Here is a 15,790-nt window from a genome sequence, read left to right as displayed (position 1 = left end):
GTACGGGGGCGGGGCCGTCCCCCTCCCCGGCGGGCGCCGGGGAGGGTTCAGCGCGGGTGTCAGGCGCGGCTGTGGCGGCCGCGGCGGCGCAGGGCGTAGACCGCGGCGCCACCGGCGACGACCAGCGCGCCGGCGACGGCGGCGGTGATGCCGGTGCCCATGCCGCCACCGGTGGAGGCCAGCTCAGGGCCGGTCGGGCTGGGCGACGGGGCGGCGCTCGGGGTGGCCGGCGGCAGGGTGTTGCTGTCGGTCTTGCAGTTCAGCACGCCGCTGAAGGTCTGCGAGAAGCCGCCCGGGCCGGTGACGGTGAAGTTGTAGGCGGTGTCCTCGGCGACCGGCAGGGTGACGTCCTGGGTGGTGCCGGGCTTCACGGTGACGTTCTTGCCGCCGACGGTGAACTTCCAGTCCTGGTCGCCCTTGTTGCCGACGGTGAGGACCAGTGCGCCCTGGGTGCAGTCGACCTTGGCGGTGGCGGACGGGACCGGGCCGGTGGGCGCCCAGGCCAGCGTGGCGAGCGCGTTGACCTTGACCTTGTTGCTGCCGGCCAGGATCAGCGTCTGGCTGTGCTTGCCGTCCTCGGCGCCGACGAACGCGCGGCCGAGCTTGATGGTGGCGGTGGCGTCGGCGGTGATGCTCGCGGTGCCGGCGTTCGCACCGGCCGGGACCTTGGCGAACAGCTGGTCGCCGTTCTTGGCGGTCTTCACCGCGGCGCCGTTCTTGTCCACCAGGGTGACGCCCGCGTCGGTGCCCTTCTTGTCGAGGGCGACGGTCACGTCGGCGGCGCCGCCGCCGGTGGTGACGGTGATCGGGCCGAGCGTCTCGCCGCTCTTGCCCGCGACCGAGCCGGGGTTGAGGGCCAGCGAGGGCTTGGGCTCCTCGGCGCCGCCCTTGGCGTCGGCCTGGGCGATCAGCCAGGCGGTGAGCTGCTTGGCCTTCGGGTACTTGTCGCTCTGCTTGGTGGCGACGTTCGGGTCGGAGAAGTGCCAGATCGCGACCTGGGTGGCGGCGGCGGCGTCGTCCTTGGTCAGGCCGTCGATCCCGGAGGCCTTGGAGAGCGCGGCCTCGTCGAGGTTCGGGAAGGAGTGCTCCAGGATCCACTGGATCTTCGGGCCGGCCTTGGCCTTGACCTTCTCCGGCTGGGAGAGCGACGTGGAGGCCCAGTCGGTCTCGTGGTAGGTGGCGTTCTTGAGCGTGTCGTTGAGCAGGTCGATGCAGTACACGTCCAGCGTGGACTCGGTGCCGACCACGCCGAGGGTGAACTGCCCGGCGGGAATGGACAGCCAGTGGCCGGGGCTCACCTCGTGCTCGATCTGCTCGCCGTAGCGGACACCGCCCTGCAGCTTCGCGGTCACGCCGGAGGTCCCGTCGGCCGCCGCCGCGACGCCGGTGGCCAGCAGGCCGGAGCCGACGACCAGACCGGACGCGAGCATGACAGAAACGATGCGGGAGACAGCCCGCCCCTGCTTGTGGAACATGTGCGATCCCTCCGGGCGGCGACGTGCCGATGGCAACCCGCCCCCTGCAAAGCGGCACCCCCTGTGGCGCCGCTGCACGTGTGTGGACCAGACGCATCCTATTGACGCGACCGGAGCCCTCGGGGCCCGTAGCAAATCAGGACGATATCGTGGCTGTTTCGTTATCAAGGAGCCGACGAGCAGCGGGAGTTGATGAGTCGACATAAAGTCACTGCCGCGCCGCGCAAGCAATCAGGATTGCACTCCTGGAGGCCTCGGGCGCCCAGAATCCGTCAGTTCAGAACCTCCTCCGTCACATCCGAAGCTCCCGGCCCCGCAGCCCCGGTGGCCCCGCCGCCCGGGCCGCCCGCCGAACCGGCGACCGGAGCCGCCGCCGAGGCCGCCGGGCCGGCCGCCGCCTCGGCCTCCCGGCGGGCCGCCACCGCCCTGACGATCCACTCCGGCACCGCCTCCTCCACCAGGCGCACCGCCCGGGACCCGCCCCGGCCGGCGCCGCCGCCCGCCGCGGCCGGCCACTCGGCCGGCGAACTGCCCTGCGCCGCCTCCGTCCTGGCGTCCGCCGCCCGGGCCTCCACGGCGCGACGGAAGGCGGACGTGCCGCGCGTCAGATCGTGGCCGACCGCACGGGCGTCGATCTCGACCTCGGTGCGCCGACTGCCCTCCTCCCCCCATTCGCGCACCCGCAGCCGCCCGCTCACGAGCACCGGATCCCCTTTGCTGACCGAACCGACCAGATTGACCGCGAGCCGCCGCCAGGCGACCACCGTCACCCAGGTGGTCTCGCCGTCCGCCCAGTCGCCGCGCTCCCGGTCGTAGCGCCGCTCCGTCGCGGCCAGCCGGAAGGACGCGACGGCCACCCCGCCGGCCGTCTCCCGGTACGTCACATTCGAGGCCGCATTGCCGACCATCGTCACCAGCGCGCCGTCCATTTCCGCCTCCGCTCTCCGGCCGCCCGGGGGCCGGTCCGCCTTTCGCCGACGGAATTTCCGTCGCGGGTAGATCCTGCGCCCGGCGGGAAATCCGGACCAGCCGCTTCGGCATTCCTGTGGAAAACCCGGCCCTGTGGAAAACCCGGATAACTCGTGGGAGTGAATGTCGCCGATTTCCGGTCCGCAACCGACCACTTGAGAGGCGTGTTCACGACAAGAACCTGCACGCCAGGGCCCGCGCCCCCGCACCTCACCCGCAGGACACCTCACCGCCACCGACGAAACCCCGAACGGGTGGGCGTCAACTCGCCCCGTCCATGTCATCCGGCCGCAGGAACCCCTAAACATGCCCCCACCCGCGGGCCGAACCGGGGGATTGCCGCGCCGAATGCATAACGGGTGGGGCGACAGCCCCGTAACGAGTGCACAACGTCCGGCTCCAGGACCCCGCAGGGCGCTGCGCGCCAGGACGCTACCTGCGATTATCGGACCGCCCCGTGGAGGCCGACACACCCCTGTTCGGTCTTCGAAGTCCAGGTGGCGGAACTGAACACCCGTATCCTGTCCCGGAACATCCCGTCCCGGCCCAGGCCCGGCAAGCGGGCCGAGGTCACACCCCGGCCCCCATAGCTCAGCGGATAGAGCACCCGCCTTCTAAGCGGTAGGTCGCAGGTTCGAATCCTGCTGGGGGCACGCACGTCGGACTCCGACCGGTCGGCAGACCGGGGAGCGCCTCCCCTCCGACCCCCTTTCCGGCCCCGTCCGCTCCGGCCTACCGCTCCCCCGCCGCCAGTCCGGCCAGGAAGTCGTCCAGCAGGGCCCGCTGACGCTCCGCCGGGAACTCCGCGGGTGCGAACAGCGCCTGCACCACCAGGCCGAGCGCGAAGGACTGGGCCAGCGCGGCGAGGTCCGCGGCCGGCCGGTCGGCCGGGAGTTCGCCCAGTTCCTGCGCGTCGGCGCAGAGTTCGGCCATCCGCCGGCGGGCCCGGCGGTAGCGCTCGGCGTGTTCCTCGGTCAGTCCGGGGTCGGTGAGCGCGGCGTCCCAGGAGCCGACCCAGATCCGGTTGCCGGCCGCGCCTTCCGCGTCGAGCGGCAGGATGTCGAGCAGGGCGGCGCGCAGCACGGGCAGGCCGCGGGAGGCGGCGGCCTCGGCGGTGGCGGGCCGGTGCCGGTCGGCGGCCTGCCGGTCGAGGACGTCCAGCGCGTGGGCGACCAGGGCCCGCTTGTTGGGGAAGTAGTGGGTGAGCAGGCCGGTGGAGGCGCCGAGTTCGGCGGCCACGGCGCGCAGCGTGAGCCCGCCGAAGCCGCGGGCGGCGAGGACCCGCCGGACTGCCTCGGAGACGTCCCGGCGGCGTGCTTCGTGGTCTCCGCGTGCGGGTGGTGTCATGCGCGCTAGGGTACCTACCAAACGTTTGTTATGTATGTCGTGACGCCGCCGGAGGGGCCGCCCATGTACACCGTCGCACTCGCCGAGGACGCCGAGCTGCGCCCGCTGGAGCCGTGGCAGGCCGAGGAGTTCCTCGCGCACATGGACCGGGCCCGGGCCACCGTCGACCCGTTCATCCCGTGGGCGGGCATCAGCACCGACCTGGACTCGGCCCGCGCCACCCTGCAGCGGTACGCGGACAAGCAGGCCGCCGACACCGGCCGGATCCACGGGATCTGGCTCGACGGCACCCTGGTGGGCGGCGTGATGTTCGTCCGGTTCGACACCCGGGACGGGGTGTGCGAGATCGGCGCGTGGACGGAGCCGGCCGGCCGCGGCCGCGGCCTGATCACCACCGCCGCCGGGCGCCTGCTGGACTACGCGCTGGTCGAGCGCGGCCTGTACCGCGCCGAGTGGTGGAACTCCACGGTGAACCCGGCCAGTCGCGCCGTGGCCCGGCGGCTGGGCATGACGCTGGACGGGACGATGCGCCGGGCGACCGAGCACCACGGCGAGCGGCTGGACCTGGAGGTCTGGTCGATGCTGGCGCCGGAGTGGCGGGAGCTTCGCGCCTCGGCTTGATCCGCGTCACATGGTGAACGCCCGGCGCGCTGTGGAAGGCTGGCGGTCCGTCCCCTCAGCTCCTTCCCGGAGGCCGTGATGTCCGCGAGCACCCGTCCGCTCGACCGCCCGGGCCCCGGGGACGCCGAACTGCCGACCGGTGCGGACGGCCTGCGCTGCTGGGTGGGCGAGGACCGGGTGGCGACGGTGCTGCTGGACCGGCCGAAGCGCCGCAACGCGGTGACCGGCGCGATGTGGCGGGCGCTGCCGGACCTGCTGGCCGGGCTCGGCGGACGCTCCGACGTGCGGGCGCTGCTGCTGACGGGCGCGGAGGGCACCTTCTCCGCGGGTGCGGACATCGCGGAACTCGCCGAGGTGTACGCCGACCCGGCGTCCGCGGACGCGTACCACGCGCAGAACGTGGCGGCCGAGGAGGCGCTGGCGGCCTTCCCCCGGCCGACCCTGGCGGTGGTCCGGGGCGCCTGCGTGGGCGGCGGCTGCCAGCTGGCCGTCGCCTGCGACCTGCGCTTCGCCGCCGAGGACGCCCGCCTCGGCATCACCCCGGCCAGGCTCGGCGTGGTCTACCCGGCCGCCCCCACCCTCCGCCTGGCCGCCCTGGTCGGCCCGGCCCGCGCCAAGTACCTGCTGTTCTCCGGCGAGTTGGTCCCGGCCGCCCGCGCCGAACGCTTCGGGCTCCTCGACGAGGTCCTGCCGCCCGCCGAACTCGACGCCCGCGCAAGGGACTTCGCCCGCCTCCTCACCCACCGTTCCCCGCAGACCATCGGCGCGGTGAAGGCCGCCCTCTCCGTCGCACCGGACGCCGCGGCGGCCGCGATCGCGCCGTGGGAGCGCGCCTCCCGCACCGCCCCGGACGCCCGGGAGGGCCTGGCGGCGTTCCTGGAGCGGCGCGAGCCCTCGTTCTGAGCGGCCCTGCGGGCCGGGGCCGCCGGCAGTGCTGCACGATCTCCGCCGACGGCTCGTCGCCCCGCGAATCCCGCCCCGGCCGAACGGTGCTGCCGCTGATCGGCGCGGGCCGCCACGGCCGACCGGGCCGAGCGGCGTTCGCCGCGCTGCCACGGATCCGAATTCCCCTGCCCCGGCCTGCGCCGGGTCACCGTCGAGGACCGGCATGCCGGGCAGCACCGCTGCCGGACCCGTGCCGGCGATGGGCTCCTCGCCGGTGCGATCGTCTGCACCGCGGCCGCGCCCGGCCCGTGGCGGCTGCTCCGCCGGGCCGGCCTTCCGGGTCGCTGACGGGCCGTCAGCGGATGGGTGCGCCCGAGATGGCGCGGGCGATGACCAGGCGCTGGATCTCGCTGGTGCCCTCGAACACGGTGTAGATCGCGCTGTCGCGGTGCATCCGCTCGACGGGGTACTCGCGGGTGAAGCCGTTGCCGCCGAGGATCTGCATGGCCTGCGCGGTGACGAACTTGGCGGTCTCGCCCGCGTACAGCTTGGACATCGAGCCTTCGGCGTTGGTGAACGGCTGGTTGTTGACGGCCATCCAGGAGGCCCGCCAGACCAGCAGCCGGGCGGCGTCGATGCGGGTCTTCATGTCGGCCAACTGGAAGGCGACGCCCTGGTTCTCGATGATCGGCCTGCCGAACTGGACGCGGGTCTTGGCGTAGTCGAGGGCGACCTCGTACGCGGCGCGGGCGATGCCGATGGCCTGTGCGCCGACGGCGGGGCGGGAGGCCTCGAAGGTGGCCATCGCTGCGTTCTTGCCGCCGCCCTTGGCGCCTTCGCGGGCGCGCGCCAGCCGGGCGTCCAGCTTCTCCTTGCCGCCCAGCAGGCAGTGGCCGGGGATCCGGACGTCGTCGAGGACGACCTCGGCGGTGTGCGACGCACGGATGCCGTGCTTCTTGAACTTCTGGCCCTGGCTGAGGCCCTTGGTGCCGGGCGGGATCAGGAAGGACGCCTGGCCGCGGGCGCCCAGTTCGGGGTCGACGGTGGCGACGACCACGTGGACGTGCGCGATGCCGCCGTTGGTGGCCCAGGTCTTGGTGCCGTTGAGCACCCACTCGTCCTTGGCCTGGTCGTAGACGGCGCGGGTGCGCAGCGCGGAGACGTCGGAGCCGGCGTCGGGCTCGGAGGAGCAGAACGCGGCGACCTTGACGTCGTCGGGGGTGCCGAACATCTGCGGCGCCCAGGTGCCGATCTGCTCGTCGGTGCCGTTGGCGAGCACCGCGACGGCGGCCAGGGTGGTGCCGGTGATGGCGAGGCCGATGCCGGCGTCGCCCCAGAACAGTTCCTCCATGGCGATCGGGATGCCGACGCCGGACGGGTCGAAGAACTGCTGGGCGTAGAAGTCGAGCGAGTAGATGCCGAGCTTGGCGGCCTCCTGGATGATCGGCCAGGGGGTCTCCTCGCGCTCGTCCCACTCGGCCGCGGCCGGGCGGACGACGTCGGCGGCGAAGCCGTGCAGCCAGTCGCGGACGGCGATCTGGTCCGGCCCGGGGTCGAGCGAGAAGGTGGTCATGATCGGCCTCCAGGAGACGGGGATGCGGGCCGGAGCGTCCGCGCCACTGCGCTGTTACCTCCGGTAACATGGTGGGGAGTCTGCTACCGATAGGTAACCGGTGTCAACGCCCGTCCCGGATCCGCCGCACATCGCCGCACGTCGCCGCACGAGGAGCAGCGCATGACCACCGAACCCCGCCGCGAACAACTGCTCAACGCCGCCGACCGGGTGGTCCAGCGCGAGGGCCCGGGCGCCAGCATGAACGCGATCGCCGCCGAGGCGGGCATCACCAAGCCCATCCTGTACCGGCACTTCGGCGACCGGAACGGCCTGATCGGCGCACTGACGGAGCGTCACACCTCGGGGCTGCTGGCCGCCGTCCGGGCGGCGCTCAACGAGCCGCTGGAGCGCCGCGACCGGGTCGAGCACGTCCTGGACATCTACCTGGCCGCGATCGAGGCCCGCCCGCAGGTGTACCGGCTGCTCACCCACCCGGAGCCCGGCGACCCCACCGGCGCGGGCAACGCGCTGGCGCCCGCACTGCGGCAGATCGCCGAGGAGATCACCCGCGCCATCCAGCAGCAGGTCGACCTCGGCCAGGACGGGCCGCTGCTCTCCGAGACCTGGGGGCGCTCGATCACCGGCATGGTGCTGGCGGCCGGCGACTGGTGGCTGGAGACCAGGCCCTGTCCGCGGGCCCGGATGGTGCAGGCCCTCGCCGACCTGCTCTGGGGCCGGCTGTCGGCCGCCGCCGACCTGCCGCCGATGCTGGCCGCCCCGGAGCCCCGCACGGAGGGCTGAGGTGCCGCCCCGTCAAACATGAGCATGTCTCACCTCTTGTGCGGCGGGGGTGGCTCCGGGCAGGATCGGCCCACTCCCTCCCCCACCCCGCCGCGAGGTGCCCCGTGCGCGTCCGCCGCTCCGCCGCCGCCCTGCTGCTCACCGCCGCCGCCGTCCTCGGCACCGTCTCGGCCGGCCCGCCCGCCGACCGCGGCCCGTTCGACGCCCGCAAGGTCTCCTCGACCACCCTCGCCGACGGCCGCACCGCCTTCACCGACCGGCACGGCCGGGTCCTCGACCTGCGCGGCTTCAACCTCGACAAGTACGACGAGACCACCGAGGCCGACCTGCGCGACCTCGCCGCGCACGGCTTCGGCCTGATCCGCGTCGCCGTCTCCTGGGCCCGCCTCGAACCCGCCCCCGGCCGCTACGACCGGGCCCAACTCGCCCGCCTGCACCGCATCCTGGACTGGGCCGAGAAGTACCGCCTGTACGCCGTCGTCGACTTCCACCAGGACGTCTACGGGCAGTACTTCGGCGGCGGCGACGGCGGCGCCCCCGCCTGGGCCACCCGCGACGACGGCCTGCCGTTCACGCCCGACCCCGACGACTGGTTCGCCGGCTACTTCCAGCCCGCCGTCCAGGCCGCCTTCCGCCACCTGTACGACGACCGCGACCTGCAGCGCGCCCAGGCCGACCTGTACACCACCGTCGCCCGCGAACTGCGCGGCCACCGCGCCCTGCTGGGCTACGACCTGTTCAACGAGCCGTTCGGCCCGGTCGACGGCGACCCCACCGACCCGGCCGTCCTGGCCGCCTCCGCCGCCGCCCTCGAACAGGGCCGGCTCCCCGCCATGTACCGCCGCCTGATCGCGGCGGTCCGTCAGGTCGACCGCGACGCCTGGCTGTTCGTCGAACCCACCGTCCTGGTCGGCCAGGGCGTCCCCACCCGGCTCCCCGCCTTCGCCGACCCCCGCCCCGGCGCCGACCGGATCGGCTACGCCCCGCACTTCTACGACACCGCCGTCGAGGCCGGCCGCGACTGGGACCCGTCCGGCGGCTTCGTCGAGGCCTACACCGACGCCATCACCGCCTACCCGCGCGCGAACCGCCTGCCGGTCCTGGTCGGCGAGTGGGGCCCGCCCAGCGCCGCCACGCCCGGCAACGCCGAACTGATCCGCCGTCAGATCACCGCGATGAACGGCTTCGCCGCCGCCTGGACCATGTGGTACTGGTGCCGCGGCACCGGCGGCTACTGCGCGCTCACCCCCACCGGCGCCCCCGCGCCCGGCTACGGCCCCGTGTTCCCGAAGTAGCCGCCCGCTCCCGCGCCCCGGAGCCCGGGGCGCGGGGAACCGCCGGCGGCCGGGCCGCTACACCAGGCCGCGCCGCACCAGCAGCGGCTCGATCGAGGGCTCCCGCCCCAGCACCGCCCGCACGCACTCCATCGCGTCCCGGCTGCCGCCGCGCGACAGCAGTTCGGCCCGGAACAGCTCGCCGCTCTCCCGCACGGGTCGCCCGTTGCCGCCGAACCACTCCACCGTCTCCGCGTCCAGCACCTCCGACCAGATGTACGCGTAGTACCCGGCGCTGTACCCGTTCGAGAACACGTGGTTGAAGTACCCGGTCCGGTAGCGCGGCGGCACCGTCGCCATCGCCACGCCCGCCTCGGCGAGCGCCCGCGCCTCGAACGCCTCCGCGTCGTCCACGACCGTCCCGGCGGGCAGCGTGTGCCACGCCCAGTCGAGCAGCGCCGCGGCCAGGTACTCGACGGTGCGGAAGCCCTGCCCGTAGTTCTCGGCGGCGAGCATCCGCTCCACCACCTCGGCGTCCAGCGGCTCCCCGGTGACGTGGTGGCGGGCGTAGTTGGCCAGCACCTCGGGCCGGACCATCCACATCTCGTTGACCTGGGACGGGAACTCGACGAAGTCGCGGGGCACCTCGGTGCCCGCGAACAGCGGGTACTCGACGTCCGAGAACAGGCCGTGCAGCGCGTGCCCGAACTCGTGGAACAGCGTCCGGACCTCGTCCCAGCTGAGCAGCGCCGGCTCGCCGGCCGCCGGGCGGACGATGTTCGAGTTGTTGACCACCACCGGCTTGCGGCCCAACAGCCTGGACTGTGACACCAGTTCGTTCATCCACGCGCCGCCGCGCTTGGACTCGCGGGCGTAGAAGTCCCCGATGAACAGGCCCAGCTCGGAGCCGTCCGCGTCCGTCACCTCGAACACCCGCGCGTCGGGGTGATGGGCCGTCAGCTCCGGCCGCTCGGTGAACCGCACCCCGTACGCCAGGCCGGCCGCGAAGAACACGCCGTCCTGGAGCACCCGCTCCAGTTCGAAGTACGGGCGCAGCGCCGCGGTGTCCACGTCGTAACGCTCGGCACGGACCTTCTCCGCGTAGAACGCCCAGTCGTGCGCGGCGAGTTCGGCGACGCCGTCGGCGGCCGCGGCGGCCGCCAGCTCGGCGGCCTCGCGCTCCGCGTTGGCGACGGCGGGGCCGACCAGGCGGCCGAGCATCGCGCCGACCGCCTCGACGGTGCCGGCGGTCTCGTCGGCGACCACGTACGCGGCGTGGCTGTCGTACCCGAGCAGCGCGGCGCGTTCGGCGCGCAGCGCGGCCATCCGGGCGGCCAGCGGGCCGTTGGTGTCCAGGCCGCGCCGCAGCGACGCGGTGAGCAGGCGCTCGCGCAGGGCCCGGTCGGTGAGCTGGGCGAGCTCGGTCTGGTTGGAGAAGTTCTTCAGGCTGAGCACCCAGCGGCCGTCCTGGCCGAGCGCGCGGGCGTTCTCCGCGGCGGCGGCGACCGCGGTGGCGGGCAGCCCGTCGAGGGCGTCGGCGCTGTCCACGGTGATGGCGCCGGCCAGCGAGGCCTCGTGGGTGTTCTTGCGGAACGCGGCGGCGTCGGCGGCGAGTTGCGTGTTGATCTCGCGCAGCCGTTGCTGGCCGGCCTCGTCGAGCCGGGCGCCGGCCCGGACGAAGGCGGTGTGGTGGCGCTCCAGCAGGCGCAGCGACTCGGCGTCCAGGCCGAGTTCGTGGCGGGTGCGGTACAGCGTGTCGAGGCGGGCGAACAGGCCCGCGTCGAGGTGGATGGCGTCGGAGTGCGCGGCCAGCAGCGGGCTGATCTCGGCGTCGAGCTGCTGGATGCCGGGGGTGGTGTCGGAGGAGTCCTGGTTCTCGAACACCACGAACACCCGACGCAGCACCGCGCCGGACCGCTCCAGCGCGACCACCGTGTTGGCGAAGGTCGGCGGCTCCGGGTCGGCGACGATCGCGGCGACCTCGGCGAGTTGGTCGGCCATGCCCCGCTCGAACGCCGGACGGTAGTGCTCTTCCCGGATCTCGGCGAAGGGCGGGAGCTCGTACGCCAGGGTGCTGGGCGCGAAGAAGGGATTGTCGCTCATGTTGGCCGACCCTACGGGGCGCCGGGCCCGCGCGGAACACCGTTTCCCCACCTGCGCCGGACCGGCGTACGCCGCGCCTGTCGGAGCCACCGGCTACCGTCGGAAGGTCCACCGCCCCGCACCGAACCGAGAGGAACCGCCGCCCGTGCGCTACGCCCTGGTGCCCGACCCGCACGGCCCGGGCGGCCGGCTGCGCCCGCTGTCCGAGGACGGCGCCCCGCTCGGCCCGGCCGAGCAGGTGCCCCGGCTGGCCGAGGCGGTGGCCGCGGTGGAGGCGCGGCACGCGCCGCGCTGGGTGTGGCCGACGGCCGACACCGCGTACGGCCCGCTGCTGGGCGCGCTGCCCGACCGGGTGGCGCGCTGCCACGACCTGCGGCTGACCGAGGCGCTGCTGCTCGGCCGGGAGGGCCGGTTCGGGGCGCCGCGCTCACTGGGCGCGGCCTGGGCGCGGCTGCGCGGGCTGCCGGTGCCGGCCGACCTGCCGGAGGGCGCGCTGCCCGACGAGGACGGCCTGTTCGCCCCCGACCGGCTCCAACTGCCGCCCGGCACGGACGCGTTGGAGGCCACCGTGGCCGTCCACGCGGAGCAGCTGCGGCGACTCGCGGAGATCGCCGACCCGGTGGCCCGGTCCCGGTTCCGGCTGCTGGTGGCGGCCGAGTCGGCGGGCGCGCTGCTGGCCTGCGAGATGGCGCACGACGGGCTGCCCTGGCGCGCGGACGTGCACGACGCGCTGCTGACCGAGCTGCTCGGCCCGCGCCCGGCCATTCCGGGCCTGCTGCCGTCGCGGCTGTCCGAGCTCGCCGTCGAGGTGCAGCAGGCCCTGGGCGCGCGGCCGTTCAACCTGGACTCGCACACGCAGGTGATCCGGGCGTTCGCCGAGCGGGGCGTCCAGCTGTCCTCGACCCGGTCCTGGGAGCTGAAGGCGGTCGACCACCCGGCGGCGGCCCTGATGGTCAGGTACAAGGAGCTGTCCCGGCTGCACGCCGCGCACGGCTGGGCCTGGCAGGCGCAGTGGGCGCGCGGCGGCCGGTTCCGCCCCGAGTACGTGGTCGGCGGCGTGGTCACCGGCCGCTGGGCGTCCCGCGGCGGCGGCGCGCTGCAGATCCCGCGCACCCTGCGCCGGGCCGTGGTCGCCGACCCGGGCTGGCTGCTGGTGGTCGCGGACGCCGCGCAGCTGGAGCCGCGGGTCCTGGCCGCGCTGTCCGGCGACCGCGGCCTGGCCCGCACCGCCGCCGGCGGCGACCTGTACGCGGCGCTCGCCGCCACCGCGTTCCAGGGCGACCGGGAGAAGGCCAAGCTGGGCCTGCTGGGCGCGATGTACGGCCAGACCGGCGGCGGCATCGGCCCGCTGCTGAACACGCTGCGCCGCCGCTACCCGGACGCGATGGGCTACGTCGAGGCCGCGGCCCGCACCGGCGAGGACGGCGGCGTGGTCTCCTCCCGCCTGGGCCGGGTCTGCCCGCCGCCGTCGGCGGACTGGCTGGACCTCACCGAGGCCCCGGAGTCCGGTGAGGCGGGCGGCCGCTCGGCCCGCGCCCGCGGCCGGTTCACCCGCAACTTCGTCATCCAGGGCAGCGGCGCCGACTGGGCGCTGGCCCTGCTGGCCGCGCTGCGCCGCCGGCTGTCCGCGCTGCACTCCGGCGCGGACCGGCCGCACCTGGTGTTCTTCCAGCACGACGAGGTGGTCGTCCACACCCCCGCGGACCTGGCCGACGCGGTCGCCGCCGCCGTCGCCGAGTCCGCCGAGGAGGCGACCGCCCTGGTCTTCGGCGACACCCCGGTCCGGTTCCCGCTCAGCACGGCCGTGGTGGACTGCTACGGCGACGCGAAGTGACCGTCCGGCCGGTCGCCGGGCCGGGTGATCAGCAGCAGCAGGGCGTCGTCGGCGAGTTCGCCGCCGGTGTGCAGCAGCAGGTCGGCGTAGAGCCCGCCGACGGCGGCCTCCAGGTCGGCGGGTGAGCGCCAGCCGTCCTTGACGAGCGGGCCGGCCCGGTCGGCGAGCGGGTAGAAGGAGCCGTCGCCGCGGCGCCGGGCCTCGACGACGCCGTCGGTGCACAGCACCAGGACGTCCTGCGGGCCGAACGGGACGCTGCCGGACCGGGGCCGGCCGGTGGCGAGGTCGGCGAGGCCGAGCGGCAGCCACGGGTCGTCGGCCTCCAGCACGTCGGTGCGGCCGTCGGCGCGGACCCGCACCGGCGGGACGTGGCCGAGGTGCAGCAGGTCGATCCGCCCGGGGTCGCGGAACTCGGCGAGCAGCGCGGTGGTGAACTCCCCGTCGGCGACGTGCCGGTGCATGCTGGCCTCGATCCGGGCGGCGACGGCGGGCAGCCCGGCCTCGTCGTACGCGGCCTCCCGGAACGCGCCGAGCACCACGGCGGCGGTGTGCACCGCGCCGAGGCCCTTGCCGCGGACGTCGCCGACCAGCACCCGGGTGCCGTGCGGGGTGTCCAGGACGGAGTACAGGTCGCCGCCGATCCGGGCGGCGTCCGCGGCGGAGACGTAGCGCACGGCGAGCCGCAGCGGCCCGACGGCCGGTTCGGGGTGGCTCAGCAGCGCCCGCTGGGCGGCCTCCGCCACGGAGCTGACGGCGGCGAACGCCGCGGCGCGCCGCATTCGCAGCTCGGCGACCCAGGCGCTGAACGCGCTCACCACGATGTAGCTGACCGTCGCGCCGAACAGGAAGCGGCTGTCGGACGGGTCGCCGACCCGGTCGAAGTAGTGGTTGAGGCCGAACATCACCACCAGGCCGAACAGGCAGACCAGCAGCAGTTCGCGGGGCTTGAGGGTGAGTGCGGCGATGGACGGCACGACCGCCATCAGCGGCGCGAGGTAGGTGTTCGGCCCGGCCAGCAGGTCGGCGAGGACCACCCCGGCGACGGCCAGCAGCGAGGGCGCGGCCCGGCGCAGCGGGGAGATGTCCTGCAGGTCGGCGGCGAGCAGCGCGGTCCGGCGGCGGGTGGGCGGCGGTGCGCCGTCCCCGGTGCCCGCCGGACGGTCCCGGCGCCAGAAGGCCATGTTCCGAACATATCGGACGTTCATCGGCCGTGCTCCGTCCGGACTACGCTCGGGTGGGGGTCCCGGGTTGCGCCGGCGGGAGGCCCCACCCTGGACGGAATACCCCAGGGGGGTATGGTGTTCTCTGTCGTACCAGCAGCGAGCGTCCGGAGGTCCCCATGTCCAGCACCGTCACCTACACCGTCGCCGGCATGAGCTGCGGCCACTGCGAGAAGGCCATCAACGGCGAGGTCTCCGCCCTGCCGGGCGTCACCGCGGTCTCCTCGGACGCCAAGGCCGGCACCGTCACCGTGACCGCCGAGCCCGCGCTCAGCGACGAGCAGATCGCCGCCGCCGTCGACGAGGCCGGCTACGAACTGATCGGCCGGGCCGCCTGACCGCCCGCCGGGGCGGCCCACGGCCGTCCCGGCGCCCAGCACCGCCGGCAGGAAGAACGAGCCGATGAGCACCACCACCGATCCCGCCGCCCCGGCGGGGCACCGGGACCGCGTCGAGCTGTCGATCGGCGGCATGACCTGCGCGTCCTGCGCCGCCCGGATCGAGAAGAAGCTGAACCGACTCGACGGCGTCGCCGCCGGCGTCAACTTCGCGACCGGAAGGGCCCGGGTGGACTTCGGCCCCGGCGTCACCGTCGCCGACCTGATCGCCACCGTCGAGCGGACCGGCTACACCGCCGAACTCCCGCCCGAGCCCGCAGCCCCGGAACCCGGGGCCGAGCCCTCGCCGGAACGCGACCCGCTGCGCGACCGGCTGCTGATCAGCGCCGCGCTCAGCATCCCCGTGGTGCTGCTCTCGATGGTCCCGGCCCTGCAGTTCGACAACTGGCAGTGGCTGGCCTTCGCCCTCACCGGACCCGTCGTGGTGTACGGCGGATGGCCGTTCCACCGCGCCGCCTGGACCAACGCCCGGCACGGCGCCGCCACCATGGACACCCTGGTCTCGCTCGGCACCCTGGCCGCCTTCGGCTGGTCCGTGTGGGCACTGTTCCTGGGGGACGCCGGGATGCCCGGCATGCGGCACTCCTTCGCCTTCACCGCCGGCCCCGCCGACGCCTCCTCCACCCTCTACCTGGAGACCGCGGCCGCCGTCACCACCCTGATCCTGCTCGGCCGCCGGCTGGAGGACCGCTCCAAGCGCCGCGCGGGCGCCGCGCTGCACGCCCTGCTCGACCTCGGCGCGAAGGACGTGTCGGTGCTCCGCGCCGGCCGCGAGGTGCGGCTGCCGATCGCCCAACTGGCGGTCGGGGACCGGTTCGTGGTCCGCCCCGGCGAGAAGATCGCCACCGACGGCACGGTGGTCGAGGGCAGCTCCGCAGTGGACGCCTCGATGCTGACCGGCGAGTCCGTGCCGGTCGAGGTGGCCGTCGGCGACCCCGTCACCGGCGCGACCGTGAACGCCGGTGGACGGCTGGTGGTCGAGGCCACCCGGATCGGCGCGGACACCCGGCTCGCGCAGATCGCGAAGCTGGTCGAGGACGCGCAGAACGGCAAGGCCGCCGCCCAGCGCCTCGCCGACCGGATCTCCGGCGTGTTCGTGCCGGCCGTCGTGCTGATCGCCCTCGGCACCCTGGCCGCCCGGCTGGTGGCCTCCGGCAACACCGCCGGGGCGTTCACCGCGGCCGTCGCGGTGCTGATCATCGCCTGCCCCTGCGCCCTGGGCCTGGCCACCCCGACCGCCCTGCTGGTCGGCACCGGCCGCGGCGCCCAGCTCGGCATCCTGATCAAGGGCCCCGAGGTGCTGGAGAA

At 74.6% G+C, this 15,790-nt stretch carries 13 protein-coding genes and 1 tRNA gene; 8 read left to right on the top strand and 6 right to left on the bottom strand.

The window, feature by feature from the left end; genetic code table 11:
• Positions 1–59: 59 nt before the first annotated feature.
• Both ACFV1L_RS35740 and ACFV1L_RS35735 read right to left on the bottom strand, forming a co-directional pair.
• Entirely contained in the window at positions 60–1,430 is a 1,371-nt protein-coding gene (locus ACFV1L_RS35740; RefSeq protein ID WP_380374332.1) for a Cys-Gln thioester bond-forming surface protein, read from the bottom strand.
• 317 nt (positions 1,431–1,747) lie between these two features.
• Positions 1,748–2,404: a single-stranded DNA-binding protein gene (locus ACFV1L_RS35735; RefSeq protein ID WP_380374330.1), complete on the bottom strand. Its 657-nt coding sequence runs from the start codon at positions 2,402–2,404 to the stop codon at positions 1,748–1,750.
• Between the two features lie 620 nt (positions 2,405–3,024).
• On the opposite strand from ACFV1L_RS35735, the gene ACFV1L_RS35730 reads away from it, so the two are divergent.
• Positions 3,025–3,097, top strand: a tRNA-Arg gene (locus ACFV1L_RS35730).
• Positions 3,098–3,176: 79 nt separating this feature from the next.
• On the opposite strand, the gene ACFV1L_RS35725 is transcribed toward ACFV1L_RS35730, so the two are convergent.
• Positions 3,177–3,791: a TetR/AcrR family transcriptional regulator gene (locus ACFV1L_RS35725; protein WP_380374327.1), complete on the bottom strand. Its 615-nt coding sequence runs from the start codon at positions 3,789–3,791 to the stop codon at positions 3,177–3,179.
• A 63-nt stretch (positions 3,792–3,854) separates the two neighbouring features.
• Between ACFV1L_RS35725 and ACFV1L_RS35720 the strand changes: the two genes are divergently transcribed.
• Together ACFV1L_RS35720 and ACFV1L_RS35715 are read left to right on the top strand one after the other, a co-directional pair.
• On the top strand, positions 3,855–4,412 hold the full coding sequence (locus ACFV1L_RS35720) for a GNAT family N-acetyltransferase (protein WP_380374325.1): 558 nt from the start codon (positions 3,855–3,857) through the stop codon (positions 4,410–4,412).
• 78 nt (positions 4,413–4,490) lie between these two features.
• Complete coding sequence (locus ACFV1L_RS35715; protein WP_380374322.1) at positions 4,491–5,315, top strand: enoyl-CoA hydratase/isomerase family protein; 825 nt, start codon at positions 4,491–4,493, stop codon at positions 5,313–5,315.
• Positions 5,316–5,652: 337 nt separating this feature from the next.
• Here the strand turns inward: ACFV1L_RS35715 and ACFV1L_RS35710 are convergent, their stop codons facing one another.
• A complete protein-coding gene (locus tag ACFV1L_RS35710) occupies positions 5,653–6,870 on the bottom strand; it encodes an acyl-CoA dehydrogenase family protein (RefSeq protein WP_380374320.1) in 1,218 nt (405 codons plus the stop codon).
• A gap of 162 nt (positions 6,871–7,032) precedes the next feature.
• Here ACFV1L_RS35710 and ACFV1L_RS35705 point away from each other — a divergent pair, with 162 nt between their 5' ends.
• Together ACFV1L_RS35705 and ACFV1L_RS35700 are read left to right on the top strand one after the other, a co-directional pair.
• Positions 7,033–7,653 (top strand): TetR family transcriptional regulator, encoded by a 621-nt coding sequence (locus ACFV1L_RS35705; RefSeq protein ID WP_380374318.1) that lies wholly within the window; start codon positions 7,033–7,035, stop codon positions 7,651–7,653.
• Positions 7,654–7,757: 104 nt separating this feature from the next.
• Positions 7,758–8,948 (top strand): glycoside hydrolase family 5 protein, encoded by a 1,191-nt coding sequence (locus ACFV1L_RS35700; RefSeq protein WP_380374315.1) that lies wholly within the window; start codon positions 7,758–7,760, stop codon positions 8,946–8,948.
• A gap of 57 nt (positions 8,949–9,005) precedes the next feature.
• Here the strand turns inward: ACFV1L_RS35700 and ACFV1L_RS35695 are convergent, their stop codons facing one another.
• Positions 9,006–11,030: a M3 family metallopeptidase gene (locus ACFV1L_RS35695; protein WP_380374312.1), complete on the bottom strand. Its 2,025-nt coding sequence runs from the start codon at positions 11,028–11,030 to the stop codon at positions 9,006–9,008.
• A gap of 145 nt (positions 11,031–11,175) precedes the next feature.
• Between ACFV1L_RS35695 and ACFV1L_RS35690 the strand changes: the two genes are divergently transcribed.
• Positions 11,176–12,864: a bifunctional 3'-5' exonuclease/DNA polymerase gene (locus tag ACFV1L_RS35690; RefSeq protein WP_380374310.1), complete on the top strand. Its 1,689-nt coding sequence runs from the start codon at positions 11,176–11,178 to the stop codon at positions 12,862–12,864.
• On the opposite strand, the gene ACFV1L_RS35685 is transcribed toward ACFV1L_RS35690, so the two are convergent.
• The gene (locus ACFV1L_RS35685) at positions 12,846–14,045 is read right to left on the bottom strand and encodes a PP2C family protein-serine/threonine phosphatase (RefSeq protein ID WP_380374308.1); all 1,200 of its coding nucleotides are present in this window, start codon (positions 14,043–14,045) and stop codon (positions 12,846–12,848) included. The genes ACFV1L_RS35690 and ACFV1L_RS35685 overlap by 19 nt on opposite strands.
• A gap of 158 nt (positions 14,046–14,203) precedes the next feature.
• On the opposite strand from ACFV1L_RS35685, the gene ACFV1L_RS35680 reads away from it, so the two are divergent.
• Positions 14,204–14,422 (top strand): heavy-metal-associated domain-containing protein, encoded by a 219-nt coding sequence (locus ACFV1L_RS35680; RefSeq protein WP_380374306.1) that lies wholly within the window; start codon positions 14,204–14,206, stop codon positions 14,420–14,422.
• 64 nt (positions 14,423–14,486) lie between these two features.
• Positions 14,487–15,790, top strand: a 1,304-nt coding sequence (locus tag ACFV1L_RS35675) for a heavy metal translocating P-type ATPase (RefSeq protein WP_380374304.1), incomplete at its 3' end; no start/stop codon positions are given.

This window comes from Kitasatospora sp. NPDC059646 (assembly GCF_042734615.1).
Taxonomy (GTDB): Bacteria; Actinomycetota; Actinomycetes; order Streptomycetales; family Streptomycetaceae; genus Kitasatospora.
The sequence above is the reverse complement of the archived record's forward strand: the minus strand, read 5'-3'. Positions and strand labels throughout refer to the sequence as shown.